Genomic DNA, 17793 nt, shown 5'->3' with positions numbered 1-17793 from the left:
CCGATTATAGGCATAGTTCTCAGGTTATCTGATAACTATTGGCGAATGAGGGCAAAATCTGCCCACGAACTCACCACAACGTCGCCAGGATCCGTCCTCAGGCGGCGGCGGGTTCGCCGCTACCAGTGCCGTTGCTGTCCGACAGCGTGACGTCCTCGACCTCGCTGTTCCCCACGATCTCGCAGCAACGGCCGCCTCGCGCCTTGGCTCGATACAACGCCGCATCCGCCGAATCCAGCGCGGTTTGCGGGTTTCGGTTGGCGCCCGAAATAATCGAAATGCCGATCGACAGACCCACGCTCACGCGGGTGCCGTCCGCCAGCGAGATAGGCTGGGATGCGTCGCGCAACAAGTGTTCGCCCAACCGCAATGCGGCCACGGCGTCGATGCCCGTCACCAACACGATGAATTCATCGCCGCCAATCCGGGCGGCCACATCGTCCACCCGCAGCATGCCGCGCATGCGCTGAGCGACGGTGGTCAATACCTGGTCGCCGGCAGCATGGCCGTAGGTATCGTTGATCCGCTTGAAATCATCCATGTCCATGTACAGCAGCGCCGCCTGGCTATCGTGCCCGCGCGCGCTGGCGCAGACCCGCTCCAGCGCCACTTGCAGCCCCGTCCGATTGGCCAGTCCCGTCAGCGCGTCTTCACTGGCGCGGCGTTCGCTGTCGCGTTCGGCCAGCATGGTGGACACCAAAATGCGGTTCAACCGGTGCGAGGCGATGGTCATGCTGACCAGATAGAAGGGAATCTGGATGAAAACGATGGCCGTGACGTATTCGCCGGTGAACAAGGCACCCAGGCACATCGGCCCCAAGCTCAGGAAAATCATCGCGCCGACCAGCCTGGGTGCGCCGTAGTTGCGAAAGCAAATGCCCCCGGCCATCGCGCCGCAGGACACGCCCGCCAAGGTCGCGGCCAGCCAGTCTCCGTTGAGGAAGGTGACGAACACGCCGTAGCCCACACTGAATGCCCACATCAGGGCCAGCAGAATATAGATGTCGGTATGGGTGTTGCCGCCCTTGGACGCGGCGCGCAAGGCCGAGCGCAGGATCGTGACGCGGACGATGGCGAGCACCACCTCCAGCAGCAGCCACGAGATATACAGGGGCTCGGGGCGCCGCCAGGTGACCACGCCTGAAATCATCAACGTATTGATGACTCCTCCGGCAAAAATGGGGAGCGTGCCAAACAAGCTGGCGATCAGGCCCGCGCGGATATCCGCAGGCGTGTCTTGCCCCGAATGCGTCAACCATCGGGTCAGACGCCACTTGGGCAAACTGAACTTCAGTCCTGTATCCACACCGTCGCGTCCATCGCCATTACCTGAATTCTGTAGGCTGGCAGGCGTTATAGCAGGTATTTCAAGCCTTTAACATTGTCCCGATGGGCAATAAGGCCACCGCGTGAGACGTGTTTTCGGCTTGGACGCCCAGCGGGCCTCAGTGCCCGCGATGGCCGCAGACCGCACATTCGGGGTCGCGCTGGACGTTGACACTGCGCCATTGCATGGTGCGGACATCCAGCCACAGCAAGCGGCCGGACAGGCTTTCCCCCACGCCGGACAGCAGCTTCAGCGCTTCGGCCGCTTGCATGCTGCCGATGATGCCGACCACCGGGGCGAACACGCCCATGGTGGCGCAATTGGCTTCCTCAACGTCGTCCGCTTCCGGGAACAGGCAGTGGTAACAGGGCGCGTTGTCGTCGCGCAGGTCGTAGACGCTGACCTGGCCGTCGAAACGGATCGCGGCGCCGGATACCAGCGGCTTGCGATGCTGCACGCAAGCGCGGTTGATGGCGTGGCGCGTGGTGAAGTTGTCGGTACAGTCCAGCACCAGATCCGCGTTTGCCACCGCGTCGGACAATGCCTGATCCTTCAGGCGTTCGACGCGGGCATGGACCTGCGCTTGCGGATTGAACGCCGCCAGCATGTCGCGCCCGGATTCGGCCTTGGGGCGGCCGACGCTGGCGGTGGTGTGGAGGATCTGGCGTTGCAGATTGCTGAGTTCGACGATGTCGTCGTCAGCCAGGGTGATGTCGCCCACGCCGGCGGTGGCCAGGTAGAGCGCTGCGGGTGAACCCAGTCCACCCGCTCCCACGATGAGCACACGCGCCGCCAGCAGTTTTTCCTGCCCTTCTATTCCCAGCTCGTCGAGCAGGATGTGGCGGGCGTAGCGCAGCAGTTGCTCGTCGTTCATTTGTCCTTGCTGGGCTCGACTCCGGTCGGCGTGATCTTCATGCGCGTGGGCGTACCCCCGCCGGCCTTGGCGTCAGCCTTGGCCTGTGCACGAGCCGAACCCTTTTGCACCGGCTTGCCGGCCAGCACGTTCAGCGCCTGTTGCAGCTGGAAGTCGTCCTTGCCGCCGAACTCGAACACCTTGGTCGGAACGTCAACGTTGTCTTGGTCCGAATTGGACTTCACTTCGTTGGACGTGCCCGGGTTGGACAAGTGGCGTTGCAGGTCGGCTTCACGCGGCAGGCGGAACAAGTCGCCGTCAGCCGTATCGGCAACGACGTAGTCCGGTTCGATGCCGGTGGCCTGGATGGAACGGCCGCTGGGCGTGAAGTAGCGCGACGTGGTCAGCTTGACCGCGGTGCTTTCGGACAACGGCAGGATGACCTGCACCGAGCCCTTGCCGAAGGTGCGATTACCCAGGACTTTGGCACGCTTGTGATCCTGGAGCGCGCCGGCCACGATCTCGGAAGCCGAGGCCGAACCCACGTTCACCAGCACCACCATCGGCACCGTCTTGGTCCAGGCAGGCAAGCCTGCCAGGTAGTTGCTTTCACCGCGGGCGTATTCCGACGGCGTGGCCAGGTACTTGTGGCGGGCGTCGGGCGTGCGGCCGTCGGTGGACACCACCAGGGCGTCAGCCGGCAGGAACGCGCCAGACACGCCGATGGCGCTGGTCAGCAGGCCACCCGGGTCATTGCGCAAATCCAGCACCAGGCCCTTGAGCGGTTCTTTGGCGCCCAGGTCTTTCAGTTCCTTGGCGAGATCCGAGCCGGTCTTTTCCTGGAATTGAGCAACACGGATGTAGCCGACGCCGTTATCCAGCATCTTGCTGCGCACGCTGCGCACCTTGATGACGTCGCGGATGATCTTCAGCACGATGGGCTGGGGACGATCGGCGCGCATGATGGTCAGCGTGATCGGCGACTTGGGTGCGCCGCGCATGAGCTTGACGGCGTCGTTCAGGGTCATGCCCTTGGTGGGCGTGTCGTCGATCTTGATGATCAGATCGCCGGCCATGACGCCAGCGCGCGCGGCGGGCGTGCCTTCGATCGGCGAGATCACCTTCACGAAACCGTCTTCCGCGCCAACCTCGATGCCCAGGCCGCCGAACTCGCCTTGCGTCGCCGTCTGCATTTCACGGAATGCGTCGGCATCCAGGTAAGCGGAGTGCGGGTCCAGGTTGGAGACCATGCCTGAGATGGCATTGTCGATCAGTGTCTTGTCATCGACCGCTTCGACGTAGTTGCGCTTGATGGCGTCGAAGACGCTGCTCAGTTGCCTGAGCTCGTCCAGAGGCAGGGGACTGCCACGCTGGGCGACAGCTGTCACTCCAACGCTAAGCAATACGCCAGCCACCGCACCGATGGCAATCAGACCGAAACCGCGAAACTTACGAGTGCCCATGCACACTTCCCGAATATTGTTTTCGCCGATGGGTTTGGTAATTCACCAACGGTTATTTACCAACGACATGTGTTGACCAACGACATGAACCTACTGGGCCAGCCACTGGGCTGGATCCACAGGAGCGCCACGATGGCGAATTTCAAAGTATAGGCCGGATTCTACTTGGCCGCCGGTTGCCCCTACCGTAGCAATAGTATCGCCACCTGTCACCGAATCCCCCACTCGTTTGAGCAGACTTTGGTTGTAAGCATAGACCGTCAGGTACTGCTGGCCATGATCCACAATGATGAGGTTGCCAAAACCACGCAACCATTCCGCGTAAACCACGGTGCCGGGGGCCACGACTTTAACGGGGGTGCCTTCTGGCGCGCGCAACACCACGCCCCGCCAAACGCCGCCATCCGGGCGATCCACGCCGAAACGGCCCTGCACCTGCCCGCGCACCGGCATGGCCAGGCCATGCTTCAAACCGTTGCCGCCGCCCAACGGCACGGCACGGGAGGGTTGCTGGGCCGATGCACTGCGGGTTGGAGTGGTTTCGGTCTCGACTGGTTCCGCCTTTTTGGGGGGATCCGCGGGTTTTGCCGAAGCCGGCGGCTGCGTGCCGACAGGATCCGTCAACCGGGTGTGCCGCTGTTCAGCTGGACGTAATCCGGCGGCGTCCGGATCGGCCACGGCAACGGGGCCGCGATTCTGGCGCGACGCCGCCTCGACCTGTTCGCGGGCCTGCGCCGCCTCTTGGGCATCCCGGCTGTCCCGATCGCGCCGAGTGGCGGCATCCGCCGCCAACTTGCGCTGCTCTGCCTCGGCCTTCTTGCGGGCCTCGTCCGCGCGACGTTGCGCCTCGGCGCGCTTCTTGGCGTCCTCGGCGGCGCGGCGGGCTTCTTCCACGCGGCGAGCTTCCTCGGCTTTCTTGCGCGCCTCTTCGGCTTTGCGGGCCTCTTCGATCTGCTTGGCGATCGCGGAGTCCAGATCGGTGATCAAGCGGGACAGGCGCTGGTCATCGCGGCCCAGCTTATTGGCCTCGGCGCGCTGCGCGGCGATCTGTCCTTCCAACTGCGCCAACAACGTGGCGCGTTCTTTCTGCTGGCCGACCAGAGCGGTCTTCTGCTCGGACGTTTCGGCCACGACTTTTTCAATTTCGACGCGGCGCGCATCGGCCCGCGTCTGTAGGGCGGCCAGGCGTTCGATGTCGGCCCGCAATGCCTGCACGGCGTTGGCGCGGGCCTGCGACACGTAGTCCAGGTAGCCCAGGTTGCGGCCCAGCACTTGGGGATCGTCACCGGACAGCAGCGCCGTCCAGGGCGACAGGCCGCTGGTGTATTGGGTGCGCAACTGATCGGCCAATTCCACGCGGCGCTTGGCCATCACGGTCTCTTGCGCGCCGATCTGCTTTTCCAGGCCGGCCAGGTCAGTCTGCGCCTGCCGGTTGGCGTCGGCCAGTTCCCGCAGGCGCAGGTTGATCTTGGAAATGGACGACTCTGACTGCTTGAGCGCGTCGGCCGCTTCCTTGCGGGCGGCCTCGCGGCCGTCGATATCCTTTTGCAGGTTCTCGATGCGGTCCCGCAAGGCGGCCTGCTGGCGTTCGGCGTCGGACTGGCGTCCGGCAAGGTCGTCAGGTGCGGCACGCGCGGACAGCACCCCACCGGTCAACATGACCGCCAACAACACCCCTGCCGTGCGACGCATAGAAATATCAGTCCTTCTTAGCCTTGCCCTGGGCTGCGACGGCAGCCATGGCCGCCTCGATCTCGGCGGCATCGCCCAGATAATAGTGGCGGATGGGGCGCAGGTCATCATCCAATTCGTAGACCAGCGGCTGGCCGGTCGGAATATTCACATTGACGATGTCATCATCCGACACATTGTCCAGATGCTTGATCAGCGCACGCAGGCTGTTGCCGTGGGCGGCGACCAGCACCTTGCGGCCAGCGCGGATGGCCGGGGCAATGGATTCGTTCCAGAAAGGCAGCACGCGGGCCACGGTGTCCTTCAGGCACTCGGTGGCGGGCAGCTGGTCGGCCGGGATCTTGGCGTAGCGGCTGTCGAAACGCGGATGGCGTTCGTCGTCCAGCGCCAGCGGTTCCGGGGCGATGGCATACGCACGGCGCCAGATCAGGACCTGTTCGTCGCCGTACTTGGCGGCGGTTTCGGCCTTGTTCAAGCCTTGCAGCGCGCCGTAGTGGCGTTCGTTCAGGCGCCAGTTCACGCCCACCGGGGTGTACATGGCGTCCATGGCGTCCAGCGCGATCCACAGGGTGCGGATGGCGCGCTTGAGCAGCGACGAATAGGCCAGGTCGAAGGTGTAACCCTCTTTCTTCAGCAATTCTCCGGCCTTGCGGGCCTGTTCGCGGCCGGTTTCAGTCAGGTCGACGTCAGTCCAGCCAGTGAAGCGGTTTTCCAGATTCCACTGACTTTCGCCGTGGCGCATCAGAACAAGTTTATGCATGGTTTGGCACGCTTTCCGCGCGGGTTAAAGTTAAGGGATGGTTAAAGAATGCGCTCATTTTATAATTGAGTGATTTTGCCCTTGATTTTGCCCCGGCGCACCCGCCCATTTCCATGGCGCGGCACCGATGGGGACGCCAAGGGTTCGCCCCTACCTGGCTTGTCGCCGTACTTCAGGATGCCCCGTGGATCTTCTGCAATTCTTGCTCGATAAAAACAACGTCTTCATCGTCGCCGTCGCCGTCATCGCCGGCGTGATGCTGGCCATCCCCGCGATCCGCAAGGGTCGCAGCGGCTCGGCCGTCAGCACCGGCGAAGCCATCCAGATGGTCAACCAGCGCAATGCCGTCTGGATTGACGTGCGTCCCGCCGAACAGTTCCAGGCCGGCCACATCGCCCAAGCCCGCAACGTGCCGGCCGCCGACATCGAACAAAAGGCCGCGTCGCTGCCCAAGAACAAGCCGCTGATCGTGGTTTGCGACAATGGCCGTGATTCCGCCCGCGCCGCCGCCAAGCTGCGCGCGCAAGGCTTCGCCGACGTGGTGCCGCTGGACGGTGGCATGCGCGCCTGGTCGGCCGCCAGCCTGCCGGTCACCCAAAAGGGTTGAACCGGGGCTCGCGTCCCCTTTCCCCACCCCGAATTCGCAGGAGCGCCTATGAATAAAGTTGTCATGTACAGCAAGGATTATTGTCCTTATTGCGCCCGCGCCAAGGCTCTGCTTGAGCAACGTGGCGTGGCCGACCTGGAAATCATCCAGATCGACCGGGATCCGTCCCAGCGTGATGTCATGATCGAACGTACCGGTCGGCGCACCGTGCCGCAGATCTTTATCGGCGATACCCATGTCGGCGGTTGCGACGACTTGATGGCCCTGGACCGCTCGGGTGGCCTTGCCCCCTTGCTCAACGGCTAATCGCCCTCTTTTTGCCCCTCCCACCAACGGAAACACTCATGGCTGATCAAGACCAAAACACCCAGCAAGAAGGCGGCAACGACGCGCCCTCGTTCAATCTGCAGCGCGTCTACCTGAAAGACCTTTCGCTGGAAATGCCGAACGCGCCTCACGTCTTCCTGGAGCAAGAAGCGCCCCAGGTTGAAGTGAGCATCACCGTGGGCGGTCAACGCCTGGCGGAAACCGTGTTTGAAACCACGGTCACCGTCACGGTCACCACCCGCATCGGCGAAAAGGTCGTGTACCTGGTCGAAGGCACGCAAGCCGGCATCTTCGAAGCTGCCAACATTCCGGAAGAGCAGCTGGATCCGCTGCTGGGCATTGTTTGCCCGACGATGCTGTACCCGTACCTGCGCGCCAACATCGCCGATGCGATCACCCGCACCTCGATGCCGCCGTTGCACCTGACGGAAGTCAACTTCCAGGCCCTGTACGAACAGCGCCTGGCCGAACTGCAACAGCAGCAAGGCGCCACCAACGGCAACGGCGCTGGCAGCGACTCGGGCATCATCCTGCCCCCCAGCGCCACCCGCCAATAAGCAAGCCACGCCCCGATGAACCATCCCACTGAGCCGCGCTTGCGCGTTGCCGTCCTGGGTGCGGGAAGTTGGGGCACCGCGCTGGCGGCGGCCTCCAGCCGCCGCCACGCCACTCTACTTTGGGCGCGCGACGCCGCGCAGGCCGCCAGCATGGCCGCCACGCATGAGAACGCGCGCTACCTGCCGGGCATTTCCCTGCCCCAGGCCCTGAATTTCTCCTCCGATCTCGACGCCACGCTGCGCAGCCTGCAAGACGAGGGCGCCCGCCGCCTGATCGTGCTGGGCGTGCCCGTGGCCGGCCTGTCCGCCCTGTGCGGTGAACTGTCGCGCCGGCTACCCGCCTTGGGATTGCAGGACACCCCCATCGTCTGGACGTGCAAGGGCTTTGAAACCGACACGGCCAGGCTGCCTCACGAAATCGTGCGCCAAGCGATGCCTGGCGCGATCGGCGGCGCCTTGTCCGGCCCTTCTTTCGCGCGCGAGGTCGCGCAAGGATTGCCGGTGGCGTTGACCGTCGCCAGCACCAGCGCCACGTTGCGCGAGGCCACCACCATCGCCTTCCACGGCGCAGCGCTGCGCGTCTACGCCAGTGCAGACCTGGTGGGCGTTGAAGTGGGCGGCGCCTTGAAGAACGTCATCGCGGTCGCGTGCGGCATCGGCGACGGCCTGGCGCTGGGCACCAACGCCCGCGCCGCGTTGATCACGCGCGGCCTGGCCGAAATGACCCGCTTTGGCGTCGCGCTGGGCGCGCGTCCCGAAACCTTCGCCGGCTTGACCGGCCTGGGTGACCTGGTGCTGACCGCCACGGGCGATCTGTCGCGGAACCGCCGCGTAGGCATGGAGATCGGTGCCGGCCGCAAGCTGGCAGACATCCTGGCCAGCGGCATCACGGCTGAAGGCGTGCGCTGCGCGCGCGCAGCGCTGAACCGCGCCCGCGCCATCAACGTCGAATTGCCGATCACCGAAGCCGTCTGCGCCGTGTTGTTCGACGGCGTGGCGCCCATGACCGCGGTTTCCGCCTTGTTGGCGCGCGACGCACGCGATGAAAGCGCAGACACGGACAGCCCGCTGGACCCGTCGCTGGGCGGCCACCTTTGACCTCACCCTAGACAACAAAACACTCGCCCCATCCCGAGGAGACACCTTTCATGACGCAAACCCGCACGTTTCGGGTCGGCACGCTGCTGCGCGGCCTGTGCCTCAGCCTGGCGGCCGCGCTGCCCGCCGCCGCCCACGCCGATTGGCCGGATCACCCCATCCACATGGTCGTGCCCTTCCCGCCCGGATCGTCGCCCGACATCCTGGCGCGCACGATCTCGGAACCGTTGTCCCAGGCGCTGGGCCAGCCCATCGTCATCGACAACAAGCCGGGCGCGGGCGGCAACATCGGCACGCGCATCGTGTCGCAGGCCAAGCCCGACGGCTACACGCTGCTCTATACGATCAACGGGCCGCTGGTCACCGCGCCCACGCTGTACAAGAAGACCCTGGGCTACGACCCGCTCAACGATCTTGCCCCGGTCTCGTTGGTGGGCACCAGCCCGAACGTGCTGGTCGTGCCGGGTAGCCTGAACGTCGATAACGTCCAGGACTTCGTCAAACTGGTCAAAGGCCGGGGTAATTCGCTGAACTACGGTTCCGTGGGCCCGGGCAGCTCGGCCCACCTGGCGATGGAGATGTTCAAGGAAAGCGCGGGCGTGGACCTGGCGCACATCCCCTACTCCGGATTCCCGCAGGTAATCACCGCCATCATCGGCGGCGACGTGCAGGCAGGCTTCATGGTGCCGGCCATCGCCGTACCGCAGGCCCGCGACGGCAAGGTCAAGCTGCTGGCGGTGACCAGCCTGCAACCCAGCGAGGCCCTGCCGGGCATTCCGACGATGGCCTCACAGGGCTATCCCGACTTTGAAGCCATCTCGTGGAACGCCGTGCTGGCCCCGGCCGGCACGCCGACCCCCATCATTGAACGGCTGAACAGCGAACTGGCCCGCATCATCGACAGCGAGGCCGTGCGCAAACAATTGGCCTTGCAATACTTCACCCCCGCGGCGTCCACGCCCGAAGCCCTGACCGCCCGCATCAAAAGCGATAAGGCGCGTTGGGACCAGGTGATTGAAAAACTGAAGCTGTCGCTGGACTGATACGGCGGCGGTGAGGGAGTGGTTGTCGGGCTGGGCTGGGCTGGGCTGGGTCTTGCTGGGTCTTGCTAGGCCGTGCTGGACCGTGCTGAGCCTTGCTGGACCTTGCTGGACCTTGCTGGACCGTGCTGGGCCGTGCTGGGTCTTGCTGGGTCTTGCTGGGTCTTGCTGGGCCGCGCTGGGCTGGGATGCCGTAGGATGGGTGTAGCGCGCGAAACAGGGCACAAGAAAACGGCCAGGCAGCGCGCGCAACCCATCATGCCACCCATTCGTGCCATGGCCTGAACTGCCTGGAAATCACCGCTGCTTGATGGGTTGCGCGCGCTGTGAAGGCTCGTTTTTATGGGCAGCCTCTCGCGCTACACCCATCCTACGAGCCGCCCTCGAATCCTTGCTGGCGCCAGGCCTCGAACACGGTCACGGCGACCGCGTTGGACAGGTTCAGGCTGCGCTGGCCTGCGCGCATGGGCAGCCGCAAGCGCTGCTGCGGCGCGAACATGGCCTGATGCTCGGCCGATAGGCCGGCGGTTTCGCGGCCGAACACAAACACGTCGCCCGGCTTGAAGCCGATATCCGCCACGCTGCGCTGCGCCTGCGTGGTCAGCGCGTAGATGCTCGAAGCGTCGGCGCCGGTGTCGTCCAGGGCTTCTTGCAGCGTGTCGTGCACGCGCACGGGCTGCCACTCGTGATAGTCCAGGCCGGCGCGGCGCATGCGCGCGTCATCCAATTCAAAACCCAATGGGCGCACCAGATGCAATTGGGCGCCGGTATTGGCGCAAAGCCGGATGGCGTTGCCCGTATTGGGAGGAATCTCGGGGCAGACGAGGATGACGTGGAACATGACGGATAAGGAACCAAAACGGCTTGCGGCGCCAGATTGGCCGCACAAAGGGAATTGTCGCCGATTTGTCGCGGCGGTGCGCTGGCCCGCGCGTCGCGTGCCCTGCTGACCTGCACGTCGCGTGCCCTGCTGGCCTGCACGTCGCGTGCCCTGCTGGCCTGCGCGTCGTGTGCCCTGCTGGCCCGCGCGTCGTGTGCCCTGCTGGCCTGCACGTCGCGTGCCCTGCTGGCCTGCACGTCGTGTGCCCTGCTGGCGTCCGCGTCGTGTGCCCTGCTGGCGTGCCGGCAAGGACCTTGCCCCTCACGGCGTGCGCGCCACGACCAGCACGGTCACGCTGGACGCGCCTGCCGCCAGCAAGGCTTCGGCGGCCGCCTGGACGGTGCTGCCCGTGGTCATGACGTCGTCCACCACCGCCACATGGCGTCCGCGCACGGCGGACAAACCTTCAAACAGGCCGGCCGCGCCTTGTTGGCGGGCGCGACGGCTCAGCGACGTCTGCCGGGGCGTTTCGCGGCGTCGCCGCAATGCGTTGCGGACCAGCGGCAACGCCAGCTCGGCCGCCAGGCTGCGGGCGATTTCACCCGCCGGATTCATGCCGCGCTGACGCAGCGACGCGCGGCTGGCGGGTACCGGCACCAGCATGACCCCATCGGTTAACCCACCATCCCTCCGGATCGCGGCGGCCAGCAGGCGGGCCAGCACCGGCGCCATGCTCAGGCGCAGCCGGGTCTTGAGCAGCTGGATCAGGGCATCGGCGGGAGGCGCATAGTCAAAGGCGGCGATGGTGCGTATGTAAGCCCTGGGCCCGCGCAGGCAGGCGACGCAATGCGAGGCCGTGGCGGGCAGCCGCAGCGCGCAACGGGGGCAACGGGGCCGTCCACCCGATGGCGGGGCCACAATGTCGGCTGTACAGCCGTCACATAGCCGCGCGCCCGCCACCCGGGCGCCGCACAAAGGACAATCGCCGCCAATCCGGGACCACAGCCGCCGCCCCATGCCCCGTAGGGACAATCGGGCCCGATGGCCGGGATGCGCAATAATGGATGCCATCCCTAATGAAATCATGTTCCGCCCCGCTGCGAAGACGCGGGCGTGACCGAAATGTCCCTGCCAGAATCCGCACCGCTCCCCTCCCTTCCCCTCGTCAGCGCCGACGTGCCCCGGCAGTTCGCCCGCCGTGGCGACTTGTCCGACGCGCAGTTCCTCTATGGCGAAGTGGCCCGCCGCATGCTTGGCCGCTTGCAGTACATCCGCGTGCAGCCGCAGGCGATGCTGGACGCGGGCTGCGGCGCGGGCGACAACCTGCCGCTGCTGCGCGAGCGCTATCCGGACGCCGGCTATACGGGCCTGGACAACTGCGAGCCGCTGTTGGAACGGGCCAGGAAGCGTCATGCCCCGGCCGGCCTGGGCGCCTGGATTGGCAAGCTGGCCCGCCGTGGTCCGGCCGCGCCAGCCTTCGTCAACGCCGACCTGGCGGATACCGGCCTGCCCCCTGAATCACTGGAACTGGTGTGGTCCAACCTGGCCATGCACTGGCACCGCGCCCCGCATGCCGTGCTGGCCGAATGGCGGCGCATCCTGAAGGTGGGCGGACTGGCGATGTTCTCCTGTCTGGGGCCGGCCACCTTGCGCGAGTTGCGCCAGGCCCTGACCGACGCTGGCCTGCGCACCGCCACGCCATCCTTCGTGGACATGCATGACTTTGGCGATCTGCTGGTGGAAAACGGCTTTGCCGACCCCGTCATGGATCAGGAACTCCTGACCTTGACCTACCGCAGCCCCGAAAAACTGCTGGAAGACGTGCGTGCCCTGGGCGGCAACCCCGCTGAGGGCCGCCGGGGCGGCTTGGTCGGCCGCGACTGGCGCGACCGCCTGTGCGCCGCGCTGGAAGCGCAGCGCCGGCCCGATGGCCTGATCGCTCTGAGTATCGAAGTGGCTTACGGTCACGCCTGGCGCTCCGCCGCGCACCGCACGGTGGCCGGCGAGACCCGGTTGTCCGTTAGCGCGATCGGTGGCCGGCACCGCGGGAACCCCTGAACCAGGGGCTCGCCGCCGGGCCGGTCAGTGCAGGCGCTCCGGCAGGGGCACGCTGACCCCTGGCTCCGATGCCGACAAGGGCTGCATGGGCTCTGAATTGGCGCGAATGCGCCGTCGCAGCACCGCCGTGGGCTCAGCCGGGGCAGCCTCAGCCGCCTCGCCGCGCCAGGCGTGCGTCATGGCGTCCACCACCAGCGGCAGATCGCGCAGGCGATGGAACTGGCTGCGCAGCCAGCGTGCATCGTTGCCGCTGCGCATGGCCTCGTCGCGCAAGGCAGCGATCATGTCGCCCGTGCCCAGCTCTTCCGCCACCGGCATCAACCGCTGGAACAACGCCCGCAGATGATCCATCAGGCGCACGCGCTGGCCGTCCGGCGTCACGTAACTGCCTTGCAGCCCAAAGCGGCAAGCCTGGAAGTGATTGCTGCGATAGGACAGCCAAGCACTGTCGCTGGGTTCGTCCTCGCGCATCAGCAAGACGGCCAGCGCCTGCGCGAAGGCCGCAATCTGGCAAGCGCGCTCGACCGTCAACGGCGTATCGCAGACACGGATTTCCACCGTGCCGAACTCCGGCTTCGGGCGGATATCCCAGTACAGATCCTTGATGCTCTCGGCCAGGCCGAATGCGCGCAGTTGGGACAGATGGGCCTCGAACTGATACCAGTCCTTGACGTCGGGCGGCATGTGACCCGCCAGCGGGAAGCTATTCACCGCGTTCAAGCGCGAGCACGAGAACAGGGTATCCACGCCCTCGCAATATGGAGACGAGGCTGACAGCGCGATGAAGTGCGGGACGTACGGCGACAGGCGACGCAACAGTTTGATAGAGTCGTCACCACTTTTCACGCCCAAATGGATGTGCTGGCCGAACACCGTGAATTGACGCGCCAGGTAACCGTACATTTCGGCCAGATATTGGAAGCGCGGGGTATCCGAGATGGAGCGCTCCTGCCAGCGCATGAAGGGATGGGCGCCGCCGCCCGCGACCGACACGCCGACCGCATCGGCCGCTTCGACCAAGGCATCGCGCATCTCGCGCATTTCGGCCAGCAGGCCCATGGGGTGCTCGTGCACCGAGGAATTCAGTTCGATCATTGACCGCGTGATTTCCGGTTTAACGCGGTCGGCAATGGGATGGTTGGCCATTTGGGCCAGCAGCTCGTCAGAGGCTGCGGTCAGATCAAAACTACGGGGGTCGATCAGTTGCAGCTCGAGTTCGATGCCCAGGGTGTTGGGGGCCGACGAAATGAACGGGATCTGTTCCATCTCGGACTCCTTTGAATGTTTGATGAGGGGACGCGCCGTTCGACCTTGAAGCCCGGCAACTTCCCGGGGGGCACTAGACGGCGGCTTGTGAACGCATGATAGCCGCAGGTTTGTGGCAAAACGATTGAAAATCGTGACATTTATGTGCAACATCGCGAAGCATTCGGTTTTGCCCTCTGAAGAAAAGTGAGCAAGCGCTTACAACGTAGAAATGGCGCGGCCTAGCGGCCCATGGCGGCCGGAATGGCAGTCGGAATGCGGCTTTCGAGATGAGGCGGGATAACCCTTTATAGGGTTATCCCTTATGAATATAAGGGCCCGGTGGCCCTTATTTGCGCCAGAAAATGGGCGTGAACAGCACCAGGACGGTCAACAGCTCCAGTCGGCCGATCAGCATCGCGAAGGTGCACACCCAGATCTGGAAATCGGACAGCACCGCGAAATTGCCCATGGGGCCGACCGGGCCCAGACCCGGCCCGGTGTTGTTGATGCTGGCGAAAATGGCCGAGAAGGCCGTGATCGGGTCCAGCCCGGACAGCAGCAACAAGCTGGTGAACACCGCGATGGAAAGCCCGTAGAACAGCATGAACGCCAGCACCGACGACATGGTCCGGCCTTCCACCGCCCGGCCGTTGATCCGCACGGGGCTGACCGCGTGGGGGTGCAGCATCGTCACCAGTTCATTGCGGGCCTGCTTGACCAGCAGGATCGCCCGGATCATCTTGATCCCGCCCCCGGTTGATCCCGCCGACGTGGCAAAGCCCGACAGCAGCAGCATGGTCAGCGGCGCAAACAGGGGCCATTGCGCGAAGTCGGTATTGGCGTACCCCGTGGTGGTGGCCATGGAAATGGTGTTGAACATGCCATAGCGCAGCGCGTCCAGCGGAGAACCATAGACGCCCTTCACGTACAGGAAGACGGAAATGACCAGTCCCACCCCCAGCACGATGACCAGGTAGGGCACGGCTTCCGGGCAACGCCAGTAGGCGCGCGCGCTGCGCTGGCGGAAAGCGTTGAAATGGGTGGCGAAGTTGATGCCGGCGATCAGCATGAACACCATCGCCACCATTTCCACGGCCACCGAGTCGAAGTGGGCGAAACCGTCGTCCCAGGTCGAAAATCCGCCCAGCCCCATGGTGGTGGCCATGTGGCACCAGGCCTCAAACCAGGACAGCCCAACCGCGCGGTAGGCCAGGAAGCACAGGATCGAAAACACGAAATACACCGCGTACAGGGCCTTGGCCGTACTGGCGATGCGCGGCGTCAGGCGTTCGTCCTTCATGGGGCCCGGCGTTTCGGCCCGCACCACCTGATGGCCGCCGACCCCCAGCAGGGGCAAGATCGCCACGGCCAGCACCAGGATGCCCATGCCGCCAATCCAGACCAGCGTCGCGCGCCACAGGTTGATCGACGCGGGCAGCGCGTCCAGGTTGGTCAGCACCGTGGCGCCGGTGGTCGTCAGGCCGGACATGGCTTCAAAGTAGGCGCTGGTGAATGACAGCGGCAGCCCCGCCCGATGGAAATAGATCAGCAGCGGAATGGATGCCAGCAGCGGCAGGCCCGCCCACACCGCCGACACCAGTACGAAGCCGTCCCGCGCACGCAATTCGCAACGGCTGCGCCGGGTCAGGGCCGCCAACCCGCCCCCGATCCCCACGGAAATCAGGAATCCGTGCAGGAAGGCGCCACGCGCCGCATCGCCGCCCACATAAGCGACGATCAATGGGATCAGCATGGTGAGGGCGAACATCACCATGGTCAGACCCAGGATATAGAGAGTGCCCAGAACGCGCTTCATGGGAGCCTATCCGGCGGCGCGAGGCCCGCGGCGGGACATGGGGAAGGTGCGCATCAGAAGAATGACGCCGAGACTTGGAACAGCTTTTCCACGCGCGGCATTTGCCGGCGCGAGGGCACGAAGACAATGACGTGGTCGTCCGTTTCAATCACGGTATCGGCGTCCGGCAGGATGATTTCGTCGCCCCGGACCAGCGCGCCGATGCTGGCTCCCTTGGGCAAGCTGATCTGCCCCACCGGCCGGCCCACCACCTTGGAGGTTGAGCGGTCACCGTGGGCGATGGCTTCCAGCGCCTCGGCCACGCCCTGGCGCAGGCGGTGCACGGCGGCCACATCGCCACGACGCACGTGGCGCAGCAGCTCGCTCATCGTCGCCTGTGACGGCGACACGGCGATATCGATATGGCTGCCTTGCATCAATTCGCCATAAGCCTGGCGATTGATCAGCGCGATCACCTTGCGGGCGCCCAGGCGCTTGGCCAGCAGTGAGGACATGATGTTGTCTTCGTCGTCGCTGGTCAGCGCCAGCCACGTATCCATGTCTTCAATGTTCTCGCGTTCCAGCAAGGCTTCGTCCGTGCCGCTGCCGTGCAGGACCAGCACGCTGTCGGGCAATTGCGTCGCCAGGTATTCGCAGCGCTTGAGGTCACGTTCGATGATGCGAACGCTGTATTTTTCTTCGGCCAGCTGGCGTGCCAGGCGCAGGCCGATGTTGCCGCCGCCCGCGATCATCACGCGGCGCACGGTGCGTTCGGCATCGCGCAACTGGCGCACGGCACGGCGCGCGTCACGCGAATCCACCACCAGCACGACCTCATCGCCCGGGGCGATGACGGTGCCACTGCCGGCTCGCAACGGGCGGCCGCCACGCAGCACGTCGATCACCCGCGCCTTCACGTCCGGCCAGACATCGCGCAGCTTGTCGACGGACGAATGCGCCATCGGGCTGCCATGCCCAACCCGCACGGTCACGACACAGACACGTCCTTCGGCGAATTCCACGACCTGCAAGGCCTCTGGAAACTCGATCAGGCTGTGCAAATAGGTGGTGACGCTACGTTCCGGGCTGATCAGCGCATCAATGCAGAAGCCTTCCTCGCTCATCAGTTCCGGATGTTCCGGAAACTCGGCAGAGCGGATGCGGGCGATGCGCCGGGGGATGTTGAACAGTTGGCGGGCGATCTTGCACGCGACCATATTGGCGGTGTCGGACGCCGCACAGGCGATGAACAGGTCGGTGTCGGCGGCGCCGGCGGCTTCCAGCACCGATACCTGCGAGCCGTCTCCATGGACGACGCGCAGGTCAAAGTGTTCTTGCAAGTACCGCAGCTGCGTGGGATCGGAGTCCACCACGGTGATGTCGTTTTCTTCGGACACCAGGTTTTCGGCCACGCTGGTGCCTACGCGACCAGCGCCCATGATCAGGATCTTCATGTGCTGCGCTTGCGCGCCGATTCGATGCCCAATTGCTTGAGCTTGCGGTAAAGGTGGGTGCGTTCCAACCCGGTGCGTTCGGACACGCGCGTCATGCTGTGGCTCTCGCGGACCAGGTGGTATTCAAAATAGATGCGCTCGAATTCGTCGCGGGCCTCGCGCAGCGGCTGGTCGAGCGAAATGCTGCCCAGCTGGCCGTTGGACGTGACCGGCACTTCGTTGGCTGGCGTCACCGTCAGGACCGGAGGATCCAGCTCGTCTTCCAGCGCCACGGCGGCGCTGGAGGCCGCCGGATGCGCGGCGGTCGGCGCCGGATGCGGGGCACGCCCGCGCGCCAATCCCGCTGCCACCGTCTTCAGCAGACGTTGCAACGTGATGGGTTTTTCCAGGAAATCCATGGCGCCTATGCGCGTGGCCTCGACCGCCGTATCGATGGTGGCGTGGCCGCTCATCATGATCACAGGCATGTCGAGCAGGCCTTGCGAGCCCCACTCCTTCAGCAAACTCACGCCATCGGTGTCGGGCATCCAAATGTCCAGCAACACCAGATCAGGACGCATGCGAAGGCGTGCGGCGCGCGCTTGCGCCGCGTTTTCGGCCAATTCGACCGTGTGTCCTTCGTCGTAAAGGATCTCCGACAAAAGCTCGCGTATACCGACTTCGTCGTCAACCACCAGAATTCTGGCCATAAAGC

General features: G+C 64.9%; 17 protein-coding genes. 6 read left to right on the top strand and 11 right to left on the bottom strand.

From position 1 onward, the window contains the following. Positions 1-97: 97 nt before the first annotated feature. From HV753_RS24460 to gpmA, 5 genes are all read right to left on the bottom strand, one after another. Entirely contained in the window at positions 98-1306 is a 1209-nt protein-coding gene (locus HV753_RS24460; protein ID WP_246288380.1) for a GGDEF domain-containing protein, read from the bottom strand. A gap of 139 nt (positions 1307-1445) precedes the next feature. Continuing rightward, complete coding sequence (locus tag HV753_RS24455; protein ID WP_175177171.1) at positions 1446-2201, bottom strand: HesA/MoeB/ThiF family protein; 756 nt, start codon at positions 2199-2201, stop codon at positions 1446-1448. After that, positions 2198-3643 (bottom strand): S41 family peptidase, encoded by a 1446-nt coding sequence (locus tag HV753_RS24450; protein ID WP_175177170.1) that lies wholly within the window; start codon positions 3641-3643, stop codon positions 2198-2200. Before HV753_RS24450 ends, HV753_RS24455 begins: the two co-directional genes overlap by 4 nt. Positions 3644-3733: 90 nt before the next feature. Continuing rightward, entirely contained in the window at positions 3734-5335 is a 1602-nt protein-coding gene (locus HV753_RS24445) for a murein hydrolase activator EnvC family protein (RefSeq protein ID WP_175177169.1), read from the bottom strand. Positions 5336-5342: 7 nt separating this feature from the next. Further along, on the bottom strand, positions 5343-6095 hold the full coding sequence (gpmA, locus tag HV753_RS24440; RefSeq protein WP_054420613.1) for a 2,3-diphosphoglycerate-dependent phosphoglycerate mutase: 753 nt from the start codon (positions 6093-6095) through the stop codon (positions 5343-5345). A gap of 184 nt (positions 6096-6279) precedes the next feature. Here gpmA and HV753_RS24435 point away from each other — a divergent pair, with 184 nt between their 5' ends. From HV753_RS24435 to HV753_RS24415, 5 genes are read left to right on the top strand one after another with little or no spacing between them, the layout of a single operon-like run. Then, on the top strand, positions 6280-6702 hold the full coding sequence (locus HV753_RS24435; protein WP_175177168.1) for a rhodanese-like domain-containing protein: 423 nt from the start codon (positions 6280-6282) through the stop codon (positions 6700-6702). Between the two features lie 48 nt (positions 6703-6750). Further along, positions 6751-7008, top strand: a complete 258-nt coding sequence (grxC, locus tag HV753_RS24430) for a glutaredoxin 3 (protein WP_006224674.1) — start codon at positions 6751-6753, stop codon at positions 7006-7008. Between the two features lie 38 nt (positions 7009-7046). Further along, positions 7047-7586, top strand: coding sequence for a protein-export chaperone SecB (gene secB / locus HV753_RS24425; RefSeq protein WP_175177167.1), 540 nt, complete (start codon positions 7047-7049; stop codon positions 7584-7586). 15 nt (positions 7587-7601) lie between these two features. Next, on the top strand, positions 7602-8684 hold the full coding sequence (locus HV753_RS24420) for an NAD(P)H-dependent glycerol-3-phosphate dehydrogenase (protein WP_175177166.1): 1083 nt from the start codon (positions 7602-7604) through the stop codon (positions 8682-8684). 50 nt (positions 8685-8734) lie between these two features. Next, positions 8735-9727, top strand: a complete 993-nt coding sequence (locus HV753_RS24415; protein WP_175177165.1) for a Bug family tripartite tricarboxylate transporter substrate binding protein — start codon at positions 8735-8737, stop codon at positions 9725-9727. Between the two features lie 367 nt (positions 9728-10094). Here the strand turns inward: HV753_RS24415 and HV753_RS24410 are convergent, their stop codons facing one another. Then, on the bottom strand, positions 10095-10565 hold the full coding sequence (locus HV753_RS24410) for a tRNA (cytidine(34)-2'-O)-methyltransferase (protein ID WP_175177164.1): 471 nt from the start codon (positions 10563-10565) through the stop codon (positions 10095-10097). A gap of 300 nt (positions 10566-10865) precedes the next feature. Continuing rightward, positions 10866-11462: a ComF family protein gene (locus HV753_RS24405; RefSeq protein ID WP_425485928.1), complete on the bottom strand. Its 597-nt coding sequence runs from the start codon at positions 11460-11462 to the stop codon at positions 10866-10868. Between the two features lie 204 nt (positions 11463-11666). Between HV753_RS24405 and HV753_RS24400 the strand changes: the two genes are divergently transcribed. Further along, the gene (locus HV753_RS24400; RefSeq protein WP_175177259.1) at positions 11667-12602 is read left to right on the top strand and encodes a methyltransferase domain-containing protein; all 936 of its coding nucleotides are present in this window, start codon (positions 11667-11669) and stop codon (positions 12600-12602) included. A gap of 24 nt (positions 12603-12626) precedes the next feature. Here the strand turns inward: HV753_RS24400 and HV753_RS24395 are convergent, their stop codons facing one another. From HV753_RS24395 to HV753_RS24380, 4 genes are all read right to left on the bottom strand, one after another. Next, on the bottom strand, positions 12627-13868 hold the full coding sequence (locus HV753_RS24395) for a YbdK family carboxylate-amine ligase (RefSeq protein ID WP_175177163.1): 1242 nt from the start codon (positions 13866-13868) through the stop codon (positions 12627-12629). Between the two features lie 328 nt (positions 13869-14196). Beyond that, complete coding sequence (locus HV753_RS24390; protein WP_175177162.1) at positions 14197-15666, bottom strand: TrkH family potassium uptake protein; 1470 nt, start codon at positions 15664-15666, stop codon at positions 14197-14199. 53 nt (positions 15667-15719) lie between these two features. Beyond that, a complete protein-coding gene (gene trkA / locus HV753_RS24385) occupies positions 15720-17099 on the bottom strand; it encodes a Trk system potassium transporter TrkA (protein ID WP_175177161.1) in 1380 nt (459 codons plus the stop codon). Beyond that, on the bottom strand, positions 17096-17788 hold the full coding sequence (locus tag HV753_RS24380) for a response regulator (protein WP_175177160.1): 693 nt from the start codon (positions 17786-17788) through the stop codon (positions 17096-17098). The genes trkA and HV753_RS24380 overlap by 4 nt, the downstream gene beginning before the upstream one ends. Between the last annotated feature and the right edge of the window lie 5 nt (positions 17789-17793).

It is taken from the genome of Achromobacter pestifer (genome assembly GCF_902859625.1).
Lineage (GTDB): Bacteria > Pseudomonadota > Gammaproteobacteria > Burkholderiales > Burkholderiaceae_B > Achromobacter > Achromobacter pestifer.
Note: the sequence above shows the minus strand (reverse complement) of the source record. Positions and strands in the feature narration are given on the sequence as shown.

Coding starts and splice junctions, on each gene's coding strand:
- HV753_RS24455 (WP_175177171.1), bottom strand. CDS start 2,201: ATGAACGACGAGCAACTGCTGCGCTACGCCCGCCACATCCTGCTCGAC.
- HV753_RS24450 (WP_175177170.1), bottom strand. CDS start 3,643: ATGGGCACTCGTAAGTTTCGCGGTTTCGGTCTGATTGCCATCGGTGCG.
- HV753_RS24445 (WP_175177169.1), bottom strand. CDS start 5,335: ATGCGTCGCACGGCAGGGGTGTTGTTGGCGGTCATGTTGACCGGTGGG.
- gpmA (WP_054420613.1), bottom strand. CDS start 6,095: ATGCATAAACTTGTTCTGATGCGCCACGGCGAAAGTCAGTGGAATCTG.
- grxC (WP_006224674.1), top strand. CDS start 6,751: ATGAATAAAGTTGTCATGTACAGCAAGGATTATTGTCCTTATTGCGCC.
- secB (WP_175177167.1), top strand. CDS start 7,047: ATGGCTGATCAAGACCAAAACACCCAGCAAGAAGGCGGCAACGACGCG.
- HV753_RS24420 (WP_175177166.1), top strand. CDS start 7,602: ATGAACCATCCCACTGAGCCGCGCTTGCGCGTTGCCGTCCTGGGTGCG.
- HV753_RS24415 (WP_175177165.1), top strand. CDS start 8,735: ATGACGCAAACCCGCACGTTTCGGGTCGGCACGCTGCTGCGCGGCCTG.
- HV753_RS24410 (WP_175177164.1), bottom strand. CDS start 10,565: ATGTTCCACGTCATCCTCGTCTGCCCCGAGATTCCTCCCAATACGGGC.
- HV753_RS24400 (WP_175177259.1), top strand. CDS start 11,667: ATGTCCCTGCCAGAATCCGCACCGCTCCCCTCCCTTCCCCTCGTCAGC.
- HV753_RS24395 (WP_175177163.1), bottom strand. CDS start 13,868: ATGGAACAGATCCCGTTCATTTCGTCGGCCCCCAACACCCTGGGCATC.
- HV753_RS24390 (WP_175177162.1), bottom strand. CDS start 15,666: ATGAAGCGCGTTCTGGGCACTCTCTATATCCTGGGTCTGACCATGGTG.
- trkA (WP_175177161.1), bottom strand. CDS start 17,099: ATGAAGATCCTGATCATGGGCGCTGGTCGCGTAGGCACCAGCGTGGCC.
- HV753_RS24380 (WP_175177160.1), bottom strand. CDS start 17,788: ATGGCCAGAATTCTGGTGGTTGACGACGAAGTCGGTATACGCGAGCTT.